General features: G+C 71.5%; 26 protein-coding genes, 1 tRNA gene and 2 pseudogenes. 25 read left to right on the top strand and 4 right to left on the bottom strand.

Annotated features, from left to right (window positions below):
• The first annotated feature begins 102 nt into the window (after nt 1–102).
• The 7 genes and pseudogenes from QQK35_RS06180 to QQK35_RS06150 all read left to right on the top strand — a co-directional run bounded on the left by QQK35_RS06180 (nt 103) and on the right by QQK35_RS06150 (nt 5,544).
• The gene (locus tag QQK35_RS06180; protein ID WP_284255620.1) at nt 103–543 is read left to right on the top strand and encodes an FAS1-like dehydratase domain-containing protein; all 441 of its coding nucleotides are present in this window, start codon (nt 103–105) and stop codon (nt 541–543) included.
• The gene (locus QQK35_RS06175; RefSeq protein WP_284253384.1) at nt 540–947 is read left to right on the top strand and encodes a MaoC/PaaZ C-terminal domain-containing protein; all 408 of its coding nucleotides are present in this window, start codon (nt 540–542) and stop codon (nt 945–947) included. Before QQK35_RS06180 ends, QQK35_RS06175 begins: the two co-directional genes overlap by 4 nt.
• Nucleotides 944–2,021, top strand: a pseudogene (locus QQK35_RS06170) (UDP-N-acetylmuramate dehydrogenase). The gene QQK35_RS06175 and the pseudogene QQK35_RS06170 overlap by 4 nt, the downstream one beginning before the upstream one ends.
• A gap of 17 nt (nt 2,022–2,038) precedes the next feature.
• The gene (locus QQK35_RS06165) at nt 2,039–2,710 is read left to right on the top strand and encodes a PadR family transcriptional regulator (RefSeq protein ID WP_284253383.1); all 672 of its coding nucleotides are present in this window, start codon (nt 2,039–2,041) and stop codon (nt 2,708–2,710) included.
• Nucleotides 2,711–2,764: 54 nt separating this feature from the next.
• The gene (locus QQK35_RS06160) at nt 2,765–3,733 is read left to right on the top strand and encodes an ATP-binding cassette domain-containing protein (protein ID WP_344199495.1); all 969 of its coding nucleotides are present in this window, start codon (nt 2,765–2,767) and stop codon (nt 3,731–3,733) included.
• Entirely contained in the window at nt 3,733–4,542 is an 810-nt protein-coding gene (locus tag QQK35_RS06155) for an ABC transporter permease (protein ID WP_284253382.1), read from the top strand. The genes QQK35_RS06160 and QQK35_RS06155 overlap by 1 nt, the downstream gene beginning before the upstream one ends.
• Before the next feature lie 21 nt (nt 4,543–4,563).
• Nucleotides 4,564–5,544 (top strand): ribokinase, encoded by a 981-nt coding sequence (locus tag QQK35_RS06150; protein ID WP_284253381.1) that lies wholly within the window; start codon nt 4,564–4,566, stop codon nt 5,542–5,544.
• 8 nt (nt 5,545–5,552) lie between these two features.
• On the opposite strand, the gene QQK35_RS06145 is transcribed toward QQK35_RS06150, so the two are convergent.
• The gene (locus tag QQK35_RS06145; protein WP_284253379.1) at nt 5,553–6,806 is read right to left on the bottom strand and encodes a choice-of-anchor G family protein; all 1,254 of its coding nucleotides are present in this window, start codon (nt 6,804–6,806) and stop codon (nt 5,553–5,555) included.
• The gene (locus tag QQK35_RS06140; RefSeq protein ID WP_284253378.1) at nt 6,791–7,510 is read right to left on the bottom strand and encodes a choice-of-anchor G family protein; all 720 of its coding nucleotides are present in this window, start codon (nt 7,508–7,510) and stop codon (nt 6,791–6,793) included. Before QQK35_RS06140 ends, QQK35_RS06145 begins: the two co-directional genes overlap by 16 nt.
• A gap of 377 nt (nt 7,511–7,887) precedes the next feature.
• On the opposite strand from QQK35_RS06140, the gene QQK35_RS06135 reads away from it, so the two are divergent.
• The 3 genes from QQK35_RS06135 (at nt 7,888) to nusG (ending at nt 9,287) form a co-directional block, all read left to right on the top strand.
• Nucleotides 7,888–7,960: transfer RNA gene (locus QQK35_RS06135), tRNA-Trp, on the top strand.
• Between the two features lie 54 nt (nt 7,961–8,014).
• Entirely contained in the window at nt 8,015–8,299 is a 285-nt protein-coding gene (gene secE / locus QQK35_RS06130) for a preprotein translocase subunit SecE (protein WP_284253377.1), read from the top strand.
• Between the two features lie 28 nt (nt 8,300–8,327).
• Nucleotides 8,328–9,287 (top strand): transcription termination/antitermination protein NusG, encoded by a 960-nt coding sequence (nusG, locus tag QQK35_RS06125; RefSeq protein WP_284253376.1) that lies wholly within the window; start codon nt 8,328–8,330, stop codon nt 9,285–9,287.
• A gap of 3 nt (nt 9,288–9,290) precedes the next feature.
• Here nusG and QQK35_RS06120 read toward each other — a convergent pair whose 3' ends face one another.
• Nucleotides 9,291–9,842 carry a TetR/AcrR family transcriptional regulator gene (locus tag QQK35_RS06120; RefSeq protein WP_284253375.1) on the bottom strand — a complete coding sequence of 184 codons (552 nt, stop codon included), beginning with the start codon at nt 9,840–9,842 and terminating at the stop codon, nt 9,291–9,293.
• An 82-nt stretch (nt 9,843–9,924) separates the two neighbouring features.
• Between QQK35_RS06120 and QQK35_RS06115 the strand changes: the two genes are divergently transcribed.
• The 11 genes and pseudogenes from QQK35_RS06115 to QQK35_RS19665 form a co-directional block, all read left to right on the top strand.
• Nucleotides 9,925–10,899 (top strand): NADP-dependent oxidoreductase, encoded by a 975-nt coding sequence (locus tag QQK35_RS06115; protein ID WP_284253374.1) that lies wholly within the window; start codon nt 9,925–9,927, stop codon nt 10,897–10,899.
• A gap of 86 nt (nt 10,900–10,985) precedes the next feature.
• On the top strand, nt 10,986–11,375 hold the full coding sequence (locus QQK35_RS06110; RefSeq protein ID WP_284253373.1) for a PadR family transcriptional regulator: 390 nt from the start codon (nt 10,986–10,988) through the stop codon (nt 11,373–11,375).
• The gene (locus QQK35_RS06105; RefSeq protein WP_284253372.1) at nt 11,272–12,333 is read left to right on the top strand and encodes a permease prefix domain 1-containing protein; all 1,062 of its coding nucleotides are present in this window, start codon (nt 11,272–11,274) and stop codon (nt 12,331–12,333) included. The genes QQK35_RS06110 and QQK35_RS06105 overlap by 104 nt, the downstream gene beginning before the upstream one ends.
• Nucleotides 12,334–12,489: 156 nt before the next feature.
• Complete coding sequence (locus tag QQK35_RS06100; RefSeq protein WP_344199478.1) at nt 12,490–13,500, top strand: ATP-binding cassette domain-containing protein; 1,011 nt, start codon at nt 12,490–12,492, stop codon at nt 13,498–13,500.
• Nucleotides 13,497–13,727, top strand: coding sequence for an ABC transporter permease (locus QQK35_RS06095; protein WP_284253371.1), 231 nt, complete (start codon nt 13,497–13,499; stop codon nt 13,725–13,727). Before QQK35_RS06100 ends, QQK35_RS06095 begins: the two co-directional genes overlap by 4 nt.
• Before the next feature lie 2 nt (nt 13,728–13,729).
• Nucleotides 13,730–14,299 (top strand): ABC transporter permease, encoded by a 570-nt coding sequence (locus QQK35_RS06090; protein WP_284253370.1) that lies wholly within the window; start codon nt 13,730–13,732, stop codon nt 14,297–14,299.
• 145 nt (nt 14,300–14,444) lie between these two features.
• Nucleotides 14,445–14,876: a 50S ribosomal protein L11 gene (gene rplK / locus QQK35_RS06085; protein WP_284255617.1), complete on the top strand. Its 432-nt coding sequence runs from the start codon at nt 14,445–14,447 to the stop codon at nt 14,874–14,876.
• A 2-nt stretch (nt 14,877–14,878) separates the two neighbouring features.
• Complete coding sequence (rplA, locus tag QQK35_RS06080) at nt 14,879–15,568, top strand: 50S ribosomal protein L1 (RefSeq protein WP_284253369.1); 690 nt, start codon at nt 14,879–14,881, stop codon at nt 15,566–15,568.
• A gap of 211 nt (nt 15,569–15,779) precedes the next feature.
• Nucleotides 15,780–16,340: a GNAT family N-acetyltransferase gene (locus QQK35_RS06075; RefSeq protein WP_348534897.1), complete on the top strand. Its 561-nt coding sequence runs from the start codon at nt 15,780–15,782 to the stop codon at nt 16,338–16,340.
• A gap of 10 nt (nt 16,341–16,350) precedes the next feature.
• Nucleotides 16,351–17,040 carry a Pr6Pr family membrane protein gene (locus tag QQK35_RS06070; RefSeq protein ID WP_284253368.1) on the top strand — a complete coding sequence of 230 codons (690 nt, stop codon included), beginning with the start codon at nt 16,351–16,353 and terminating at the stop codon, nt 17,038–17,040.
• A pseudogene (locus tag QQK35_RS19665) lies at nt 17,037–17,582 on the top strand (DUF998 domain-containing protein); the annotation flags it as partial. The gene QQK35_RS06070 and the pseudogene QQK35_RS19665, both read left to right, overlap by 4 nt.
• A 90-nt stretch (nt 17,583–17,672) precedes the next feature.
• Here QQK35_RS19665 and QQK35_RS06065 read toward each other — a convergent pair.
• Nucleotides 17,673–18,287: a YqaJ viral recombinase family protein gene (locus QQK35_RS06065; RefSeq protein WP_284253367.1), complete on the bottom strand. Its 615-nt coding sequence runs from the start codon at nt 18,285–18,287 to the stop codon at nt 17,673–17,675.
• 108 nt (nt 18,288–18,395) lie between these two features.
• On the opposite strand from QQK35_RS06065, the gene QQK35_RS06060 reads away from it, so the two are divergent.
• The 4 genes from QQK35_RS06060 to QQK35_RS06045 are packed head-to-tail and all read left to right on the top strand — an operon-like array spanning nt 18,396 to nt 21,559.
• Nucleotides 18,396–19,130 carry a response regulator transcription factor gene (locus QQK35_RS06060; protein ID WP_284255616.1) on the top strand — a complete coding sequence of 245 codons (735 nt, stop codon included), beginning with the start codon at nt 18,396–18,398 and terminating at the stop codon, nt 19,128–19,130.
• Nucleotides 19,131–19,180: 50 nt separating this feature from the next.
• Complete coding sequence (locus QQK35_RS06055; protein ID WP_284253366.1) at nt 19,181–20,044, top strand: NAD-dependent epimerase/dehydratase family protein; 864 nt, start codon at nt 19,181–19,183, stop codon at nt 20,042–20,044.
• A gap of 55 nt (nt 20,045–20,099) precedes the next feature.
• Complete coding sequence (locus QQK35_RS06050) at nt 20,100–20,963, top strand: hypothetical protein (RefSeq protein ID WP_284253365.1); 864 nt, start codon at nt 20,100–20,102, stop codon at nt 20,961–20,963.
• Entirely contained in the window at nt 20,888–21,559 is a 672-nt protein-coding gene (locus QQK35_RS06045; protein WP_284253364.1) for a sensor histidine kinase, read from the top strand. Before QQK35_RS06050 ends, QQK35_RS06045 begins: the two co-directional genes overlap by 76 nt.
• The last annotated feature ends 8 nt before the right edge of the window (nt 21,560–21,567 follow it).

The raw sequence follows: 21,567 nt of genomic DNA, 5'->3' as shown, positions 1-21,567 counted from the left end.
CCAGTAGGCGGCCCCGAGACCACGAAGAAGGCCCGGTGACGGAGACGTCACCGGGCCTTTTCCATGCCGCGACACGGGGGTAACTAGGCTCGATCCGTGCCTGTGAATCCGGACCTGGCGGGGCGCGGCTATCCACCCGCCCCGCCCTACCGCGTCGAACGGGAGCGGGTGCGGCAGTTCGCCGACGCGGTCTTCTCGACCAGCCCGCTGAGTCACGACGTGGAGGCCGCGCGCGCCGCCGGCTACACCGATCTCGTCGCTCCGCCCACCTTCGCGGTCGTGGTGCAGCAGGGGGCGTGGGATCAGCTCATGGGCGACGAGGACGCCGGGATCGAGCTCTCGCGCGTGCTGCATGGCGAGCAGCGCTTCACGCAGACCCGGCCGATCGTCGCGGGCGACGAGCTCACCGCCGCGCTCACCGTCACGGGCATCCGCTCGGTCGGCGGCAACACGATGGTCACCGCCGAGACCGTCGTCTCCGACGCGGACGGCGCCCACGTCGTCACGGCGACCTCCCTTCTGATGGTCGGAGCCGACGCGTGAGCGCGCTCGAGGTCGGCGAGCTGATCGCCGAGAGCGACGTCCACCTGACGCGCGAGGCCCTGGCCCGCTACGCCCGGGCGTCCGGCGACCTGAACCCGATCCACCTGCGCGACGACGTCGCCACGCGCATGGGCCTGCCGGGGGTGATCGCGCACGGGATGCTGACGATGGGCCTCGCGATCCAGCCGGTGCTCGACTGGCTGGGCGGCGATCCCCGCCGCATCCTGGACTATCAGGTGCGCTTCACACGCATGGTTCCGGTCGACGAGGTCGACGGTGCGCACGTGCACGTGCGGGCCGTGGTCGGCTCCGTCGGCGATCCCGCCGGCACGCGCATCGACCTCACGGTCACCGTCGGCGAGTCGGCCGTGCTCGGCAAGGCCCAGGTCCGCGTCGCCCCGTGAACCTCGCCGACCTCACCACGCTCCGGGTCGGCGGCCCCGCGGGCCGATTCGTGGAGGCGACGACGCGCGACGAGCTCCTCGCCGCGATCGCCGAGCTCGAGGAGGGCGACCTGGTGCTCGGCGGCGGCTCGAATCTGGTCGTGGCGGATGACGGCATCGCGGGCACGGTCCTGCGGGTCGCGACGCGGGGCGTCTCCGAGCCGCGACCGGGCGTGCTGCGGGTGGAGGCGGGCGAGCCCTGGGACGGCGTGGTGCAGGCCGCCATCGCGCGGGGCGGCGCGGGCGTGGAGGCGCTGAGCGGAATCCCCGGGTCGGCGGGTGCCGCGCCGATCCAGAACATCGGCGCCTACGGGCAGGAGATCGCCGCGAGCATCGTCGCGGTCGAGGTCGCCGAGCCGGGCACGGGGCAGGTGGAGCGACTCGGGCCGGACGAGCTGGGATTCGGCTACCGCACGAGCGTGTTCAAGGAGGGCCGGCCCGGTGTCGTGGTCGCGCTCGAGCTCGCGCTGGACACGGGCGATCCGGGCCTCTCGCGCCCGATCGCCTATGCGCAGCTGGCGAGCGCCCTGCAGGTGCGGATCGGCGACCGGGCGCCGCTGGAGCGGGTGCGCGCCGCGGTGCTCGAGCTGCGCCGGTCGAAGGGCATGGTGCTGGATGCCGCGGACCCCGACTCGGTGAGCGCGGGCTCCTTCTTCACCAATCCGATCGTCACCGAGTCGTTCGCGCGCAGTCTGCCGGCCGACGCCCCGCGCTGGCCCCAGGAGCCGGAGGACCCCGAGCGGGTGCTGCCGCTCGGCAGCGCGATCCCGCCCCCGCCGCCGGCGGGGAGCGCCACGTCAAGCTCAGCGCCGCCTGGCTCATCGAGCGCGCCGGCATCCCGCGCGGCTTCGCGCTGCCCGGCTCGCGCGCGGGCATCTCGGCCAAGCACACCCTCGCGATCGTGAACCGCGGCGGCGCCCCGCGGCCGACGTGGTGCAGCTCGCCGACTTCGTGCAGACCCGGGTGCTGTCGGAGTTCGGCGTGGTGCTGCAGCCCGAGCCGACTCTCGTCGGCTTCGGTGCTGATCTAATTTGATCATTTAGGCTGACGGCATGTCGGCCCTGACGACCCGCATCCTCGTGCTGGGCGTCGTCAAGGTCGGAGGCCCGGCGAACGGCTACCAGCTGCGCCGTGAGCTGCTGAGCTGGGACGTCGAGCGCTGGGCCCAGCTGAACCCCGGATCGGTCTACTCGATGCTCACCACGCTCGCCACGGCGGGTCTGATCGCGAAGCACGAGCTGCCGACATCCGGCGACGACCGGGCCGCCACCGTCTTCACCATCACCGACGAGGGCGATCGCGAGCTGGCCCGCCTGGTCACGGAGTCGCTCGAGAACGTCGGCGACTCGGGCGATCTGCTGCCGCTGCGGGTCGCCTTCAACTTCGCCACCTTCCTGCCGCGGGAGGACTTCCTGCGGGCCGCGCGTGCGCGCCACGCCACCCTCGTCGCGGCCCGCCCGACCTTCGACGAGAAGATCGACGAACTCACGGTCGCGGCCACCGCGCCGCCGCACGTCGCGCTCGAGCTGGGGCTCGAGGCTCGGATCGTCGACGCCCAGATCGCGTGGCTCGCGCAGATCATCGATTCGGTGCAGGCGGGGGCCCTGTACTTCGTCGGTGAGGACGCCGCGACCGCCTGGCAGCCGCCCGACGACGACCCCGGCTGGCGCATGGCGGCGGAGCGCCGGAGATATCAGGAGCGGCTCGACGCGATGCGGGGTTGACCGTTCATGGTCAAATTTGAATACTCAAGTTTGACCAACGAAAGGGGATCGATCGTGATCCATGCTCGAGGGCTCGCGCGCAGCTTTCCGACCCGCGCCGGGCGGGACAAGACCGAGGTGCGCGCCGTGGCCGGCGTCGACCTCGACGTGGAGGCCGGCGAGATCGTCGGATTCCTCGGCCCCAACGGGGCCGGCAAGACGACGACGCTCCGGATGCTGACCACGCTCCTGACGCCGACCTCCGGCACGGCGACGGTGGCCGGGTACGACGTCGCCAGCCAGCCCGGGCTCGTGCGCCAGTCGATCGGCTACGTGTCGCAGTCCGGATCGACGCAACCCGAGGCCCGGGCCGGCGAGGAGGTCGTCGACCACGGGCAGCTCTACGGCATCCCGAAGGCGCAGGCGACCGCCCGCGGCCAGGAGCTGTTCGCCCAGCTCGAGCTCGACGGCATGTGGAAGCGCGCCCCCAAGGCCATGAGCGGCGGGCAGCGCCGTCGCCTCGACATCGCGATGGGCCTCGTGCACGACCCGCAGCTCGTGTTCCTCGACGAACCCACCACGGGCCTGGATCCGCAGGCACGCGCCAATCTCTGGAGCCACATCTCGCAGCTGCGCAACGGGCGCGGCATGACGGTGTTCCTCACGACGCACTACCTCGACGAGGCCGACGCGCTGTGCGATCGGGTGCTCGTGATCGACCGGGGCACGATCGTCGCCGCCGACACGCCCGACGCGCTCAAGCGGCAAGTCGCGGGCGACCTCGTGGAGCTCGTGGTCGGCGACCGCGCGCAGGTCGTCCCGGCCGCGACGGCGCTCTCCGCTCTCGTGCCCGGAGAGAGCGCCCACGTCGACGGCACGACCGTCTCGCTGCGCGTGCCGGGCGCCGGATCGCACCTGGCCGGGCTCGTGCGCGAGCTCGACGACGCCGGTGTCGCACTGGTCTCCGTCGACGTTCGCCGGCCGACGCTCGACGACGTGTTCCTCACCCTGACCGGCCGCTCGCTGCGAGAGGACGCCGCCTGATGACCACCACCGCCCCGACCGCCCCCGCCGCGCCCGCGACGGTTCTGCCGAGTGCGCCGTCGTTCCTGCGCGCGACCGGCATCGTGTTCCGCCGCCAGCTGCGGATCGCGCTGCGCAATCCGGCCTGGGTCATCATCGGGCTCGTGCAGCCCGTGCTCTACCTCGTGCTGTTCGGCCCGCTGCTGCAGCCGCTCAGCGCGAGCTTCGGCGTCGAGAACGCGTACACGATCTTCGTGCCGGGCCTGCTGGTGCAGCTCGGGATCTTCGGAGCGCTGTTCGCCGGCTTCGGCCTGGTCGCCGAGTGGCGCGCCGGCGTGATCGAGGCCGAGCGCGTGACCCCGGCGAGCCGCACGGCGCTCCTGTTCGGCCGCATCCTGCGGGATGTCCTGCAGCTGTTCGCGCAGGGCCTCGTGCTCATCGGGCTGGGCTGGGCCTTCGGGCTGCGCGCCTCACTCGGCGGGATGCTGTTCGGCCTGCTCCTGACCCTCCTGCTCGGAGCATCGTGCGCCGCGGCCTCCAACACGCTCGGGCTCATCACGAAGAGCGAGGACGTGCTGGCGCCGGTGGTCAACTCGATCGCGTTGCCCGTGCTGCTGCTGAGCGGCATCCTGCTGCCCCTGAGTCTCGGGCCCACGTGGCTGCAGGTGGTCGGCGACGTCATGCCGACCAAGCACATCGTCGACGCGATCCGCGGCGCGTTCACGGGCGGATGGGGCATCGAGACGCTCTGGGGGTCGATCTGGAGCGTCGTGATCTTCGTGATCCTGATGTGGGTCGGCACGCGCACCTTCCGCAAGGAGAACGCCTAGGGCCTCCAGTACCGTCGTCGAGTGAGCACGATCGCGGTTCTCGGCAGCGCCAACATGGACCTGGTGGTACGCCAGCCCCGGCTGCCGCGTCCCGGCGAGACGATGTTCGGCTCCGGCTTCACGACGGTGCCCGGCGGCAAGGGCCTCAATCAGGCCGTCGCCGCTGCCCGCGCGGGAGGCGACGTCGCCTTCGTCGGTGCGGTGGGCGACGACCCGTTCGGCGCGGCCGTGCGCGAGCGGCTGCTCGCCGATGGGATCGATGTGACGGCGCTCCGGACGCTCGCGGGGGTGCCCACCGGTACGGCGCACATCTCGGTGCTCGACGGGGGCGAGAACAGCATCGTCGTCGTGCCCGGCGCCAACGCCGCGATCGCGGCCCTCGATGCCGTCGACCGCACCCTGCTCGCCGATCCGCGCTTCGTGGTCGCCCAGTTCGAGCGACCCCGCGGGCTCATCCGGGAGGCGTTCTCCCACGCCCGTGCCGGAGGTGCGACGACGGTGCTGACGCCGGCGCCCGTCGTCGACCCGGGCGACCTCCTCGAGCTGACCGACATCCTGGTGCCGAACGCGGCCGAGGCCTGCGAGCTGGCGGGCGTCGACGATCCGGAGCAGGCGGCCGTCGTGCTCAGCCGGCGCGCGCGCACGGTGGTCATGACCCGCGGCGCTGACGGCGCCCTCATCGCCCGCGAGGGCGCGATCATCGCCACGGTGCCGGCGCGCCGGGTGGATGCCGTCGACACCACCGCGGCCGGCGACACCTTCGCGGGCGTCATGGTCGCCCGCCTCGCGGCAGGTGAGGCGCTGAACGCCGCCGCGCGCGCGGGGCGGTCGCGGCGTCCATCGCGGTCACGCGACCCGGGGCCTCGAGCTCGATGCCGTCGTGGGCGGAGACGGAACAGGCGCTCGCCGCGGAATGATCCACGACGAGCGCCCGGCCCTGCTCGGCGAAGCCGGAGCCGTCTGAATTCTTGGGGCCGACGGATCCGGCTTCGCCCGGGGTAGTGGCCGGGTCAGCCGACCGGAGTCAGCTGACGCCGCTTGTACCCCTCTCGCACCAGGTAGGCACCCGCTGCCAGCAGTGCGAGCATGGCGGCGACGAGCGCGGCGATCGACAGGCCGGTCGTCGCGAGGCGGTCGATGGAGGAGGCGGTCGGGTTGTCCGACGGTCCTCCCGGGCCGCAGTTCGTCGTGCAGGTGCCGCAGCCGGCGCCCGTGCACGGGGTGCAATCGCCGTTGGTGCAGGTCGGCGGCACCACCGCGGTCACGTTCGGGCCGACGGTCGCCGATGCGAGGTTCACGGTCGCGATGTTCGGACCATCCAGCCCGCCGCGCACACTGACCCGCACCGCGGTCTCGGTGAACATCTTGCCGCCGGATGCCGCCATGCCCTTCGCGCTCGGGTCGCTGAGCTCCTGCACATTGACCTTGACCGACAGCAGCTGGGTCAGCGCCTCGCTCACCGGGCCGGTGCCGGGGCCGACGAGGGCCGACACGGCCGGGTGCACGACGGTGTCGTTCAGCGCGGTCGTCAGCTTCGAGACCGTGCCGTCGGGGCCGAACAGGTCGGCGTTCAGGATGTCGCCGAGGCCACTGACCACGGTGCCCGCCGACAGGCTGGTGTTCGGGAGTCCGAGGAGGCTGACGTCGACGGTCGCATCCGCCCCGCTCCCGTTGATCAGCTGGTCGACCGAACCCGCGACGTGCACGTGGGCAGAGCTGGTCAACGGCGCCGTGAGCGTGGAGACCGTGTTGCAGACCGTCTGGTTCACCAGATCGCCCGTCGTCCCGGTGACGCCGCCGAGGATGCCCGTGCCGCCCAGCAGGCCGCCCACACCGCCGAGGACGTTGTCGAGCGTGCCGTCGGAGGGAACCTGCACCACGTTGCAGATGTTCTGCACGAGAGGCGCCTGCGCGACGTCGACCGTGGTCGACGCGTCGAGGGTCACCTTCGCGCTGTGCAGGTTGGAGGTGACCTTGTCGACGACCTGGTCGGCGAGGGTCGAGATGGTCGAGGTGATGCTGTCGAGGACGCCGTTGACGATCTGGTCGGTGAGCAGCTCGGTGTTCGGCGGCAGGTCGTTGAGGTTGCCGCCCTGGAGCTTCGCCAGGTCGATCGTGACCGTACCGGTCGCGGGATCGATGGTCACCGACCCGTCTCCGTACTGGCTCTCGAGCAGCGGCTGGATGGCGTCCTTGAGGTTGCCGGTGTCGACCGTCGCCGTGACGGTGGCGTTCGCACCCAGCAGGTTCAGAACCGGATCCACCCCTGCAGGAGGTTGCCGACCACGCCGGCCAGGTCGCCGCTCTGGCCCATGAGGGCTCCGAGACTGCTGCCGGCCTGGTCGACGGCCGTGTCGATGCGGTCGTTGAGCCCCGCCAGTGCCGGGCTCGTGAACGTCAGCTTCGCGTCGGAGAGGTTGTAGTCGCCGCTGGCCTGACCGACGTCGCCGTTGGCCTGGGCGGCGACCTGGCCCAGCTGGAGCTGGAGGTCGGTGATCGTCGAGGCGAACTGCGAGTCGAGGAGCTTCGAGAGATCGAAGGTCGCGTTCCCCGTCGGGGTCGAGCCCCCGGAGCCGGCGGCGATCCCGCCGTCGTCGGTCACGGCGCCGCTGGCACCGAGCGAGACGCCGTCGTTCCTGGCCTGCGCGAACTGCGAGACGGTGCCGAGCTGGACGAAGTCGCCGAGCGGGAGCTGCGCCTGCTGGCCGTCGCCGACGGTGACGGCGTTGAGGGCGGTGACCTTGAGCGGGTCCTTCGAGGTCTGGTCGCCCTGCGTGCCGTCGTTGTGCGCCTCGGCGTACTGGGCCTTGACGAGCGCGGCGAGGTCGCTCCCGAGGATCGTGCCGGACAGGAACTGGCCCTTGGCGTACGACTCGGCGTGATCGTCGGCGGATGCCGACATCGGTGCGGCGAGCGCGAGAGCGCCCGACACGGCGATCGTGGCGGCGACGGCGCCGGCACGGACCAACCGGCTGCGATGGATCCTCCGACCCGTCGTCGTGTGTGTGCGAGTGGACACGACTGTTACCTTCCTGATCCTCGACGAAGAGGAAGGCGGAGTCGGGTCGCTCACGCGCGAGGACGGCACGGGTGTGCCACGGACGCGGGTGCGCGACGAGGAACCCCTGGACTTCCCTGTCGCCGTCTTCTCGGCCGGGGGCTGGTGATGTCCCCCGTCACGAGAAGAGACCGGCGGCAGGCACGGTTATGACGCGGCTTCACGCCGGAGCCGCGCACCCCATCCGGGGGCCACGGGTGCCATGCCCTACACTTGACGAGGTTGCCGGAACCCCAGACTTCGCCATGCCGTTTTTCTCATGACGACGGTCGGGATCCCGGTTCCGTAGGGCGGTGGCTCAATTGGTAGAGCAGCGGTCTCCAAAACCGCAGGTTGCAGGTTCGAGTCCTGTCCGCCCTGCGAATCGCCTCCGATCAGCATGATCGGGAGCGGTCCGGACCGAAAGGAACGAGAGTGGCACGCAAGGTGATCGACGAGCCCAGTGAGGACCTCGTCGCGACCGCCCGGCGCGAGCGCGCCGAACAACGCAACCCGTTCGCGCGCATCGCCCTCTTCATCCGTCAGGTCTTCACCGAGCTCCGCAAGGTCGTCGCCCCCACGCGGCGCGAGCTGTTCGGCTTCACCGCGGTCGTCCTGGTGTTCGTCGTCGTCATGATGGTGTTCGTCTACGGGCTCGACTTCGGCTTCGGCTGGCTCGTGTCATGGGTGTTCGGCAACGGCTCCGCCAGCGGCATCTGAGCAGCAATACAAGAGGAATCCACTACCTGTGACCGACAACCACCGCGACGACATCGACCTGGCCTCGGCCGCCGAGCAGTCGTCCGAGACCGACGACCTCCTGCAGGACGACGTGCTGGACCGCGACGAATTCGGCAGCGAGAACGCCGAGAACCGCGCCGTGCACGTGACCGACGACGGCGAGGAGACCGAGGCGAACCTCGACAGCATCCTCGACGCCCTCGAGGAGTCGACCGACGCCGAGGCCGACGCGATCGTCGACTCCGCGCTCGACCTCGACGACCAGGAGGACAACGACAGCGAGGCCGCCTTCGAGGCGACCCTCGACGAGCAGGAGTCCGAGGAGGAGGACGAGGTCGCGCTCGACCCCTACGAGGACTTCCGCAGCGAGCTGCGCGCCAAGCCGGGCAAGTGGTACGTCATCCACTCCTACGCGGGCTTCGAGAAGCGCGTGAAGCAGAACATCGAGTCCCGCCGCCAGTCGATGGCGATGGAGGACTACGTGTTCGAGGTCCAGGTCCCGATGGAGGACGTGGTCGAGATCAAGAACGGCCAGCGCAAGCTGGTGAACCGCGTGCGCATCCCCGGCTACGTGCTGGTGCGCATGGACCTCAACGAGGACAGCTGGTCGGTCGTGCGCCACACACCGGGCGTCACCGGATTCGTCGGCAACTCGCACAACCCGACTCCGCTGCGGTTCGAGGAGGCCTTCAACATGCTGAAGAGCCTCGTGCAGGTCGTCGAGGCCCCGGCCAAGGCCGGCGCGGCGGCGAAGGGCGGCGGCGGCAAGGCCGCGCCCCGCGTCATCCCGGCCGAGATCGACTTCGAGGTCGGCGAGACGATCACGATCAAGGAGGGCTCGTTCGCGGGTCTGCCCGGCACGATCAGCGAGATCCAGGCCGCGAGCGGCAAGCTCACCGTGCTCGTCTCGCTGTTCGAGCGTGAGACGCCGGTCGAGCTCTCGTTCGACCAGGTCACCAAGCTCTGACGGTCAGAGCGCGCGGACCTCGTCCGCCGCGCTCCGGATGAGCGCGGCCAGATCGCGCTCCGGCTGCGGATACCAGTCCCGGCTCGCGCGCTCGAACGCGGCGGCGCCGACCCGCGCCGCCAGCCGGGCCGTCCCCTCCGGCACGCCGCGCGCGACGAGCGCCGCGACGACGGCGTCGGCGAGGGCGGCGCTCTTCGCGTGCGCGCGCTCCTGCAGGGCGGGTGCGGTCGCGATGAGTTCTGCGCGGCGCAGGGCGATCTCGCGGCCGGCGACGAACAGCGGCACCGCCGCGACGTAGGCGCCGACGACGAGCTCGAGCGGTGAGGCGTCGCCCGGCGCGCCGGCGACCGCCCCGGTCAGGACCTCCCGCAGCTCGGTCTCGCCGTCGAAGAGCACCTCGCGCTTGTCGGCGAAGTGCCGGAAGTAGGTGCGCTCCGTGACGCCCGCGCGACGCGCGATCTGCGCCGTGGTCGTCGCGTCGTAACCCCGCTCGCGGTAGAGCTCGAGGGCGGCCTCGCGCAGACGGGCACGCGCCTCGGCCCCGCTTCTCGGCATCCCCGGATTCTATCGTGGCGTCAGCGGCTGTCACTACGTGGTAGCGTCAGTCACTGTCGCAACAGTACGTCCGAGGAGTTCTATGACCGCCGTCCCGTCCCGCGCCATCCGGTTCCACCAGTTCGGCGAGCCCGCCGACGTCCTGCGAGAGGATCGCATCGAGGTGCCCGACCCCGGCGCCGGGCTGGTGCGCGTGCGCGTCGCCGCCGCCGGGCTCAACCCCGCCGACGCGGAGCTGTGCCGCGGCTTCGCGCCCGGGCCCCTGCCGCGAGGCATCGGGTGCGATGTGGCCGGCACCGTCGACGCCGTCGGCGCGGGAGTCGACGACGTCGCGGTCGGCGATCGGGTGTTCGGCAGCTCCGACGTCGTGCGTCAGCCGAGTGCCGGCGCCGCGGACGTCGCCATCCTGCGGTCGTGGCATCCGGTGCCGGACGGCCTGGACTCGGTGCAGGCAGCCGCGCTGCCGATGGTCGTGCTCACCGCGAGGTGGACCCTCGACCTCATGGGCCTCGGGCCCGGTACGACGCTGCTCGTGCACGGCGCGGGCGGAATGGTCGGCTACGCCGCCGTGCAGATCGCGCTGCGTGCGGGCGCGCGGGTGCTCGCCACCGCCGGACCGACCTTCGCCGGCGACCTGGCCCGCCGGGGTGCGCTCGTGACGCCGTACGGGGAGGGCATGGCCGACCGGGTGCGGGCGCTGGCCGGCGGCGACGTCGACCTCGTGCTGGACACCCCGCGTCCCGGCGCGGGCACGCTGCCGGTCCTCATCGCCCTCGCGGGCGGCGACCCCGCCCGCGTCGTCACGATCAGCAACCACGACGAGGCTCGGGCGCTGGGCGCGCGCGTCAACCTCGACGAGCTCCGAGCCGGCGGCGGGCTGCCCGACGACGGCGTGCTCCGGGAGTACGCGGCGCTCGCGGCCGCGGGCGAGTTCCGCATCCCGATCGCGGCGACCTATCCGCTCGGCGCGTGGCGCGAGGCCGTGGAGCGCAGCACGGGCGGACACCCGGGCGGCAAGCTCGTTCTGCTGCCGCAGGTGGACGCACCCGCCGTGTGACCCTCCAGTGCGGAGGGCCGGCCCGGTCGTGATCACTGCGGCCGGGCCCTCTTGCATTGAGTACTTGATCTGATATAGTTCTTGTCGTGACAGAGAACCGCACGACATCAGGTCCCGACGGCGTCGTCGACGCTTTCGCCGCCGACCTGCTGCGCGGGCACACCGACACGATCGTCCTGGGCGTCCTGCGCGGCGCGGATCGCTACGGCTTCGAGATCTACAAGACGATCCGCGACGCCACCGACGGCCGGTACGAGATCAAGGAGGCCACCCTGTACGCCACCTTCCGCCGGCTGGAGCGCGACGGCCTCGTGGAGGCGTACTGGGGCGACGAGACCCAGGGCGGGCGCCGCAAGTACTACCGGATCACCGATGCCGGCCGCGCGGTCTACCGGCGCAACGTCGTCGCCTGGCAGGCGACCCACCAGATCATCAACACCCTTCTCGACCTTCCCACTGCAAGGAGCACCCGATGAGCGCCGACGGCTCGATCCACCGACTGCTGGACGAGGCATTCGCGGGGGTCGCCGTGACCCCGAACTGCAGGACCTCAAGGAGGAGCTGCGGGCGAGTCTCGCGGCGCGCGCCCAGGAACTGCAGGACGCCGGCGTCGATCCGGCGCGGGCGGCCGCGACCGCGATGCGCGAGATCGGCGACATCGACGATCTCGTGGCGGCGGTGTCGGATGGGGACCGGATCCCGGCCTCCGACCACGGGACGATGGGACCGCACGCGCACCCCGACCTCGCGCGCGCCGCCGACATCATGCGGCAGCAGCGCGTGCGCCCGTCGGCAGCCTTCGTCGTGCGCACCGTGCTCCTCGCCCTGGTGCTGGCCGGCGCGGTCGTCCTGCTGACGTTCGGCGGGGTCGGCGTCCTCGACGCCCCGTGGGGCACGGGTGCCGCCATCGCGGTCGTGTTCGCCATCGCGACGGGTGTCATCGTCACCGACGCCCTGCGTCAGGAGACCACGGCGCATTTCGCCCTGCCGCCCGGCCGGGCGGCGGCGTGGGGGCTGTCGGGCGGCGCGCTCGGCCTCGGCCTCGGCCTGGCGGCCGTCGCGATCGTGCATCCGGGCGCCCTCGGCATCCTGATCGCGTCGATCGTGCTCGGCCTGGCCGGCATCCTCGGTCTGGTGTGGTGCGGGGTCACGCAGACGAACCGCACCAAGCCGTGGGTGCTCGCGATGGGGCGCCAGGCGGCGGTCGAGGACCGCTTCAGCCGGGACCCGGCGGCCGCCGCGCGTTTCGGCATCTACACGGTCGTCGTCTGGATCGCGGGGCTCGCGCTCTTCGTCGTGCTGAGCTTCACGGTCGGCTTCGCCTGGTCGTGGCTCGCGATCGTGGCGACGATCCTCGTCTTCTTCCTGCTGCTCGCACGGATGAACTTCCCCGCGGGCGACAGGTCGAACCGGTCGGAGCGGCCCACGTCCTGACCGAGAAGCGGCGGCCCGGATGCGGCAACATCCGAGCCGCCGATACACCCTGAGTCCGGCACGAGCGCAACGCGCGCACCGACGATCAAGGCCCACCCCGATCGTATCCGCGCATCACCGCCGCACCGCGACTCCCAACCCCGAGGAGTCGGAGACATGATGGACCCCGCGCGCGGGATCGGCCTGCGGGCCGACGGACTGCGCAAGACCTACCCGGCGGGACGCGGTGCCCCGCGACTCGTCGCCCTCGACGGCCTGACCTTCGAGGTCGAGGCCGGCACGATCTTCGCCCTGCTCGGCCCGAACGGCGCCGGCAAGTCGACGACCGTCAAGATCCTCACCACGCTGTCGCAGGCCGAGGCCGGCACCGCGGAGGTCGCCGGGATCGACGTGCGTCGGCATCCGGAGCGCGTGCGGCGAGCCGTGGGCTTCGTCGCCCAGAAGCCGGTCGCCGACCCGATGGACACCGGGCGCGAGAACCTCGTGCTCGCCGGACGCCTGCAGGGGATGCCCGGCCCGGCCGCCCGGGAGCGCGCGGCGGAGCTGCTCGACCGCTTCTCGCTCGCCCCCGCCGCCGACCGGCTCGTGAAGAGCTACTCCGGCGGCATGGCGCGCAAGCTCGACGTGGCGATCGGGCTCATGCACCGCCCCCAGGTGCTGTTCCTCGACGAGCCCACCACCGGGCTCGACCCCGAGGCCCGGGCCGACATGTGGGCGGAGCTGGAGGCGATGGCCCGCGTCGAGCAGATGACCGTGCTGCTGACCACCCACTACCTCGAGGAGGCCGACCGGCTCGCCGCCCGGCTCGCGATCGTCGACCACGGCCGGGTCGTGGCCGAGGGCACGCCGGATGAGCTCAAGAACGGCCTGCGCGGCGACGCCGTCGTGCTCGAACTGGCGCCCCAGCTCGACGCGGGCGGCATCGACGACGCCGTGCGGCTCGTGTCCGCGCTGCCCGGCCTCGCCGAGGTCGTCGCCGACGGGCGCGTGCTGCGCAGCCGGACCGAGTCCGGGGCCGCGGCCCTGCCGAGGGTGCTCGCCGCCCTCGAGGAGGCGGGGATCGCGGTCGCCTCGGCGACCGTCGCGCGGCCCAGCCTCGACGACGTCTACCTGCGGCACACCGGCCGCAGCCTCACCACCCCGACCCCCGAAGGAGTCCGCGCATGAGCGCACTCGCCCCGTCCGCCGTGGCGGCATCCCTCAGTCACACCGTCCTGCTCACCGGACGCCAGCTCCGGGCGTTCGCGCGCGTGCCCGCCTATCTGGTCATGAACCTCGTGCAGCCGATCATCTGGCTGCTCCTGTTCGGCCAGCTGTTCCGGTCGGTCGTGCAGATCCCCGGCTTCAGCGGGGAGGCGACTACCTCGTCTTCCTCACGCCCGGGATCGTCATGATGATGGCGCTGTTCGGCAGCGCCTGGACCGGCACGACCTACATCCAGGACATGGATCGCGGGGTCATGGACCGCTTCCTCACCTCGCCGACCAGCCGCGGCGCGCTCATCGGCGCGACGCTGCTGTACCAGGCGCTCCTCACGGTCGTGCAGACGCTCATCGTGCTCGGGATCGCGTGGCTGGCCGGCGCGCGGTTCGATGGCGGCGTGCCCGGCATCCTGGTGCTCGTACTGGCCGCCGTGCTCCTGACGGTGATCTTCGGCGCCCTCTCGGACGCCGTCGCGCTGCTCACCCGGCAGCAGACCGCCCTCATCGGCATCTCGCAGATCCTGTCGTTCCCGCTCATGTTCCTGAGCTCGGCGATCATGGACACCCGTCTCGCCCCGGCGTGGGTGGCCGACATCGCGCGCTACAACCCGTTCGAATGGGCCGTGGTCGCCGGGCGCGGGGCTCTGCAGTCCTCGCCCGACTGGGCGTCGGTGTGGGGCCATCTCGGCCTGCTGGCCGGCCTCGGCATCATCATGGGCGTGCTCGCCACCTCGGCGTTCCGTGTCTACCGCCGCTCCGTCTAGCGCGAGGCCGGCCCGCTCGGCACCGGATGACGCGGTCGGCTATCATCGACAGGTTGGCCGCAAGGCCGGCGACTCCCACCACTGCCAGGAACCGCCTGGTTCGTGGAAGCGCGCCGTCACGGTGCACGACGAGAAAGGCAGCCTCATGGCGCCCAAGAAGAAGGTGACGGGGCTGATCAAGCTCCAGATCCAGGCCGGTCAGGCCAACCCCGCTCCGCCGATCGGACCGGCTCTCGGTCAGCACGGCGTGAACATCATGGAGTTCTGCAAGGCCTACAACGCGGCCACCGAGAACCAGCGCGGCAACGTCATCCCGGTCGAGATCACCGTCTACGAGGACCGCTCGTTCACGTTCGTCCTCAAGACCCCGCCCGCCGCGGAGCTCATTAAGAAGGCCGCCGGCGTGCAGAAGGGGTCGTCGACCCCGCACACGGTGAAGGTCGCCAAGCTCTCCAAGGAGCAGGTGCGCGCCATCGCCGAGCAGAAGCAGGTCGACCTCAACGCCAACGACATCGAGGCGGCGGAGAAGATCATCGCGGGCACCGCCCGGTCGATGGGGATCACGGTGGAGGCGTAACCATGGGCGTCAAGAGCAAGGCATACCGCGCCGCCGCCGAGAAGATCGAGGCCGGCAAGTACTACGAGCCCGCCGAGGCCGTGTCGCTCATCAAGGAGACGGGCTCGAAGAAGTTCGACTCGACCGTCGAGGTCGCGCTCAAGCTGGGCGTCGACCCGCGCAAGGCCGACCAGATGGTCCGCGGCACCGTCATCCTGCCGCACGGCACGGGCAAGACCGCCCGCGTCATCGTGTTCGCGACCGGCCCGGCGGCCGAGGCGGCCATCGCCGCGGGCGCCGATGAGGTCGGCGGCGCCGAGCTCATCGAGAAGGTCGCCGGCGGCTACACCGCCTTCGACGCGGCCGTGTCGACCCCGGAGCTCATGGGCCAGGTCGGGCGTCTCGGCAAGGTGCTCGGCCCGCGCGGGCTCATGCCCAACCCGAAGACCGGCACGGTGACCCCGAACGCGGCCAAGGCCGTCGAGGAGATCAAGGGCGGCAAGATCGAGTTCCGCGTCGACAAGCACGCCAACGTGCACTTCGTCATCGGCAAGGCCGGGTTCACCGCCGAGCAGCTCGGCGACAACCTCCGGGTGGCGCTGGACGAGATCCAGCGTGCCAAGCCGAGCGCCTCGAAGGGCCGCTACATCCAGAAGGGGTCGCTCTCGACCACCTTCGGACCCGGCATCCCGCTCGACGTCGCGGCCCTGTAGACGCCGCAGCAACACGACACGAGGGGCTCCGCCGAGGCGGGGCCCCTCGTGTCGTATCCGGCGCCGTCACGCCGCGCGCGACGTTCGCATCACACGGCGCGGGTGCACGTGCCGGCGTGATGCGAACGTGGGCGCTCGACCGCGTGAGGGTGCTCCGCCGACCGGGTCGACGCGCGGCGACGGCGGCACGCCGGCCGCTAGCGTGGAGGGCGTGAGTCTGGTCATCCGCACCGCCTACGCCGCCGACGCGGCAGACCTCGCGGCGGTCGCCGCCGCGACGTTCCCTCTCGCGTGCCCGCCGCATACGACCGAGGAGGCCAAGGCCGACTTCATCGCCCGGAACCTGAGCGAGGCCTCGTTCCGGGGCTACCTCGACGACGCCGCGCGGGACCTGTTCGTCGCGGAGCTCGACGGCCGGGCGGTCGGCTACACCATGCTCATCGACGGCGAGCCCACCGATCCGGATGTCGCGGCCGCGATCACGACGCGCCCCACGATCGAGCTCAGCAAGGTCTACGTGCTCGCCGACGCGCACGGCTCCGGTGTCGCCTCCGCGCTGATGGCCGCGAGCCTCGACGCCGCACGCGAGCGGGCGCCGCCGCGGTCTGGCTCGGCGTCAACCAGGAGAACGCGCGCGCGAACCGCTTCTACGAGAAGAGCGGGTTCGCGCTCGTCGGAAGCAAGCGGTTCCTGGTCGGCGACCGGTACGAGGACGACTTCGTGCGGGAGCTGGTGCTCCGACCCTGACGCGCGGCCCGTCGCCGCCCGATAGCATGCGAGCCATGCGAGCGCTCTTCATCGTCGTCCGCCTGGCCGGCGCGCTCGCGATCATCGCGGCGATCGTGGCGCAGCTGATGCGCAGTCACGAGGTCTGGACCCGGCTCGGCATCCGGCACATCGAGAACCTCTTCGTCAACTTCTTCTCGTACTTCACGATCGACTCGAACGTCGGCACCGTCGTGGTCTTCGCCATCGGGGCGGTCATCCTGTTGCGCCGGCTCGACGACCCGCGGTGGTTCGGCATCCTGCGGGCGTGCGTGACCGCGTACATGGCGACCACCGGGATCGTCTACAACATGCTGCTGCGCGGGGTGAACGTGTCCGAGGGGCAGGTGGTGCCCTGGTCGAACGAGATCCTGCACGTCGTCGGCCCGCTGCTGGTCGTCGCCGACTGGCTGCTGGCGCCCGGCCGGCCGCGGCTGGAATGGAAGACGATCGGCTGGGTCGTCTCGTTCCCGATCGTGTGGGCGCTGTACACGATGATCCGCGGCCCGCTCGCCTACAACGACGTCGCGCAGCAGCGCACCTGGTACCCGTACCCGTTCCTCGATCCCGGCCTCGCGCCGGAGGGATACGTGACGGTCGCCTTCTACATCGTCATGATCGCCGCGATCATCGGCGGTGTCGGCGCGGCCGTCGTCTGGGTCTCGCGTCGCCGGCAGCGCTGGCCGCTGCCCGCGAGCGCCGGATGACGCTCGGAACTCGCGAGCGGATCGTCGCGGGCGCCGGCACGGCGATCGTCGCCGCGGCCCTCGTGCTGCTCTGGGTGATCCGGCTGCAGATGCCGCGCGACCTCTACGTCAGCGAGCTGGGGGCGACGGGCATGCCGACGGCGCGGCCGTTCGAGGTCTTCCTGCTGCTCATCGTGGCGGGCGGCTCGCTCGTCGCGTGGGCCGGCCGCAGCATCCGGTCGCGTGCGCGCCTCATCGGACGCTGGGCGCCGGCCATCTCGCTCTGGATCGCGTGCGGGTTCTTCCTGATCGACTCGCAGGTGACCTGCTCGGCCGGATGCCCGGTGCCGGTGCCCGGGCCGTTCTTCACCTGGCAGGACTTCGTGCACACGAGCGTCGCGGTGCTCGCGTTCGCGGCCGCGGCCGTCGCGATCCTGCAGTGCGCCTTCGCCGACGGCCACCGGGCGCTCCGCCGCCTCTCGCTGATCTGCGCGATCGGCGTCGGGCTCATCTCGGCGGTCGGCGGGCTCATGTCGCTGTTCGACTTCTACTCCTGGTTCGGCAGTCGGCTCGAGCTCGTGGCGACGACGATCGGGCTCGGATGGGTGGTCGTGTTCGGCGCCGCGCTCGCGGTCGGCGGGCTGCGCGCGGGCTCAGCGTCGACGCTGCATCGCGTCGAGCAGTCGGTCGGCCAGCACGACCAGCCGGTGGATCTCGTCCTCATCCCGATCGACCCACCGCACCTCGGGCTCGGCGCCGACCGGCACGAACGCGTCGTGCTGCTCCCAGACGACGAGCGTGCGTTCGGCACCGAGCACGTACTGCTGCCACCACACCTGCCGCAGATAGTGCCGGGGGATCCGGCGCCACGCTGAGTTCGTGGTCTTGATCTCGCACAGCTCGAGCCGGGAGCCCTGCTCGCGCAGGCCGTCGGGCGTGGCGAGGTGCAGCGGCTGCCCGTCGGCGTGGAACAGCGCGGTGGAGGGCTGCATGCCGTACACCCGGCGCGCCCAGTGTCCGATCTCGGGCTCGCGCAGTCGTCCGTGCGCCGTGTACGCGTTGCCCGAGAAGCCGGTGCCCAGCAGCTTCTCGATCGCGAGAACGCGCACCGCGTGGTCGCCCGTGAGCCGGGCGACATCGGTCGCCGTCACCCCGTGCGCCCGCGCCTTGAGCCATGCGACGCGATTCCTCGCGTCGGCGACGACGCGCTCGGAGTGGTGCCGCGGCGGCTCGTCCCACAGCGAGAGCGTGGGCTGCTGCAGCGACATACCCACAGTCTCACCCTCACGACCGTCGTCCGCGCGCACCGCCACCCGGCGTGCGCGAAGGGGACTCTCAGTGCGCTCATAGGAGCAGGAGAGGAGATAGGGGGTGACATCCCCTCAGGCCGCGCCCCCGCCCGCCTCACCCGCGCCGACGGCTCACCGGTGCGCGCCCTCGTCGTGGACGACGAGGTCTCGCTCGGCGACCTGCTGCAGATGGCGCTGCGCTACGAGGGATGGGACGTCAAGACGGCGACCGGCGGCCAGCAGGCGCTCACGATCGCACGGCAGTTCAAGCCGGACGTCGTCGTGCTCGACGTCATGATGCCCGACCTGGACGGCATGGAGGTGCTGCACCGGCTGCGGTCCGAGGGCGACGTGCCGGTGCTGTTCCTGACCGCGAAGGACTCCCTCGACGACCGGATCGCCGGCCTCACCGCCGGCGGAGACGACTACGTCACGAAGCCCTTCAGCCTCGAGGAGGTCGTGGCGCGGCTGCGCGGGCTCATCCGGCGCAGCTCGCGCATCGTCTCGGACGCCGTCGACCCGGAGCTGCGCGTCGGCGACCTGCTCCTCAACGAGGAGAGCTACGAGGTCTCGCGCGGCGACACCCCGATCGAGCTCACGGCCACCGAGTTCGAGCTGCTGCGCTACCTCATGCGCAATCCCCGCCGTGTCCTCAGCAAGGCGCAGATCCTCGACCGGGTCTGGAGCTACGACTTCGGCGGTCGGTCGAGCATCGTCGAGATCTACATCTCCTACCTGCGCAAGAAGATCGACTCGATCGGGCAGCCGATGATCCACACCGTCCGCGGCGTCGGTTACCTCATCAAGCCCGCGAATTCCTAGCGGCTCCCGACCGATTCGCCGAAAGCCCTTTCGGTTGTCAGACTGACCCCATGCGGATCGCAGTCACCGGAGGTAGCGGCAAGCTCGGACGCACGGTCGTGCGCGTGTTGCGGGAGGCGGGGAACGAGGTGTTCAACCTCGACCAGGCGCCCCCGCCCGGCGGCGGCCCCGGCGACGTGATCCGGATCGACCTGACGAACGCGGGCGAGGTGGCCGACGCGCTCTCGGGCGTCGACGACCGCTACGAGTCGCTCGACGCCGTCGTGCACCTCGCCGCGATCCCGGCTCCCGGCCAGCGATCGAACACCGCGATCTTCCACAACAACATCCTGAGCGGCTTCAACGTCTTCGAGGGCGCCCGCAAGGCCGGCATCAAGCGCATCGTGCACGCCTCGAGCGAGACCGTGCTCGGCCTGCCGTTCGACGTGCCGCCGCCGTACATCCCGGTGGACGAGGAGTACCCCGCCCAGCCGAACTCGACGTACTCGCTGGTCAAGCACCTCGAGGAGAAGATGGCGATCGAGCTCTGCCGGTGGGATCCGGAGCTCAGCGTCACCGGCATGCGGTTCTCCAACGTCATGCTGCCGGAGGACTACGCGGCGTTCCCGTCGTTCGACGACGACGCGATGAAGCGCAAGTGGAATCTCTGGGGCTACATCGACGCGCGGGATGCCGGCCAGGCGATCCGCAAGGCGCTCGACGTGCGCACCCCGGGCTACGAGACGTTCATCATCGCGAACGCGGACACGGTCATGAGCCGGTCGAGCGCGAGCCTCGCGGCGGAGGTGTTCCCCGACGTGCCCGTCACCAAGGAGCTCGGCGAGCACGAGACGATGCTCTCGATCGACAAGGCGCGGCGGCTGCTGGGGTACGAGCCGGAGTTCAGCTGGCGCTCGCCCAGCCAGGAGGTCTGAGCCCGGTCTTGCCCGCCTCACAGGGTCTGCATAGCCGGGGCGGCAGACTCGGAGGATGACCGTACGCCGCCTCGCGCCCTGGTCGCTGCAGCGACGGCTCGTGGTGGGCATCCTGGGCCTGCTGCTCCTCGTGAGCGCCGCGGTGGGAGTCGGGAGCGTGCTCGCGCTGCACCAGAACCTGCTGACGCGTCTGGACCAGCAGGTGGGCATCTCGTTGCGGGCCGCGTCCAACGGTCCGATCGGCGCCTCGGGGGCCGGCGAGGGGCTCGGTCGCCGGGTCGGGAGCATCTACTACCTCGTCGCGGACGGGCAGGGTGTCATCACCGCGAGGTACACCGACGAGAACGGCGACTTCAGCACCCTCAGCGACGCGCAGGAGAAGGTGCTCGACGCACTCACCGGGCCGGATGACGTCCCGGTCACGGTCGATCTCGGCGGGTCGCTGGGATCCTTCCGCGTCGCTCACACCGCCGTGGCCGGCACGATCTCGCAGCAGCCCTTCCGCGGCACGCTGCTCGTCGGGCAGAGCCAGTCCGAGGTCGACACGACGACCGCGAACCTCGTGCTCATCTTCCTGCTCGTGACGGTGCTCGCGCTGCTCGCGGCGGGGGCCGCGACCGCGATCATCGTCCGTACCGCGTTGCGACCGCTGGCACGCGTCGCCGAGACCGCGACGCGCGTCGCGGAGCTCCCCTCGACAAGGGCGAGGTGGCGCTCGCCGACCGCGTGCCCGATCGCGACACCGATCCGCGGACCGAGGTGGGTCGGGTCGGCTCGGCCTTCAACCGGATGCTGGGACACGTGGAGGACGCGCTCGTGTCGCGCGAGCAGAGCGAGAACAGGGTGCGGCAGTTCGTCGCCGACGCGAGCCACGAGCTGCGCACGCCGCTCGCGTCGATCCGCGGCTACTCCGAGCTGACCCGCCGCGGCGGCCACGAGCTGCCGGACGACGTCGTGCGCTCGATCGGCCGGATCGAGTCGGAGTCGATCCGGATGACCGCGCTCGTCGAGGACCTGCTGCTGCTTGCGCGCCTCGACGCCGGACGCGAACTCGTGCTCGGCGACGTCGACCTCGTGCCGATCGTGGTCGACGCCGTGAGCGACGCGCACGTCGCCGGCGGCGACCACGAGTGGCGGCTGCTCGATCCGCCGGCCGAGCCGGTCGTCGTGCGCGGCGACGCGGGTCGGCTCCATCAGGTGGTCGCGAATCTGCTCGCCAACGCGCGAACGCACACCCCCGCCGGAACGGTCGTCGAGATCGGGCTGACCGTGGAGGGCGACGAGGCCGTGCTGAGCGTGGCGGATGACGGCCCCGGCATCCCGGAGGGTCTCCAGCCCGTGCTGTTCGAGCGCTTCGCCCGCGGGGATGGCTCCCGATCGCGCTCGGCCGGGAGCACGGGACTCGGGCTCGCGATCGTCGCGGCGGTCGTCGACGGTCACGGCGGCACGGTGCAGGCCGTGAGCCGTCCGGGCGACACCCGGTTCGCGGTGCGCCTGCCGCTGCGGCGGCAGTGACAGGATGG

Origin of the sequence: Pseudolysinimonas kribbensis, assembly GCF_030161895.1 — a bacterium.
Lineage (GTDB): Bacteria > Actinomycetota > Actinomycetes > Actinomycetales > Microbacteriaceae > Pseudolysinimonas > Pseudolysinimonas kribbensis.
Note: the sequence above shows the minus strand (reverse complement) of the source record. Positions and strands in the feature narration are given on the sequence as shown.

Bases quoted from the DNA above. Each gene is read 5' to 3' on its own strand.
- QQK35_RS06165 (WP_284253383.1), top strand. From the start codon at position 2,039: ATGTCGGCCCTGACGACCCGCATCCTCGTGCTGGGCGTCGTCAAGGTC.
- QQK35_RS06155 (WP_284253382.1), top strand. From the start codon at position 3,733: ATGACCACCACCGCCCCGACCGCCCCCGCCGCGCCCGCGACGGTTCTG.
- QQK35_RS06120 (WP_284253375.1), bottom strand. From the start codon at position 9,842: ATGCCGAGAAGCGGGGCCGAGGCGCGTGCCCGTCTGCGCGAGGCCGCC.
- QQK35_RS06115 (WP_284253374.1), top strand. From the start codon at position 9,925: ATGACCGCCGTCCCGTCCCGCGCCATCCGGTTCCACCAGTTCGGCGAG.
- QQK35_RS06105 (WP_284253372.1), top strand. From the start codon at position 11,272: ATGCCGGCCGCGCGGTCTACCGGCGCAACGTCGTCGCCTGGCAGGCGA.
- QQK35_RS06100 (WP_344199478.1), top strand. From the start codon at position 12,490: ATGATGGACCCCGCGCGCGGGATCGGCCTGCGGGCCGACGGACTGCGC.
- QQK35_RS06095 (WP_284253371.1), top strand. From the start codon at position 13,497: ATGAGCGCACTCGCCCCGTCCGCCGTGGCGGCATCCCTCAGTCACACC.
- QQK35_RS06090 (WP_284253370.1), top strand. From the start codon at position 13,730: ATGGCGCTGTTCGGCAGCGCCTGGACCGGCACGACCTACATCCAGGAC.
- rplK (WP_284255617.1), top strand. From the start codon at position 14,445: ATGGCGCCCAAGAAGAAGGTGACGGGGCTGATCAAGCTCCAGATCCAG.
- rplA (WP_284253369.1), top strand. From the start codon at position 14,879: ATGGGCGTCAAGAGCAAGGCATACCGCGCCGCCGCCGAGAAGATCGAG.
- QQK35_RS06070 (WP_284253368.1), top strand. From the start codon at position 16,351: ATGCGAGCGCTCTTCATCGTCGTCCGCCTGGCCGGCGCGCTCGCGATC.
- QQK35_RS06065 (WP_284253367.1), bottom strand. From the start codon at position 18,287: ATGTCGCTGCAGCAGCCCACGCTCTCGCTGTGGGACGAGCCGCCGCGG.
- QQK35_RS06055 (WP_284253366.1), top strand. From the start codon at position 19,181: ATGCGGATCGCAGTCACCGGAGGTAGCGGCAAGCTCGGACGCACGGTC.
- QQK35_RS06050 (WP_284253365.1), top strand. From the start codon at position 20,100: ATGACCGTACGCCGCCTCGCGCCCTGGTCGCTGCAGCGACGGCTCGTG.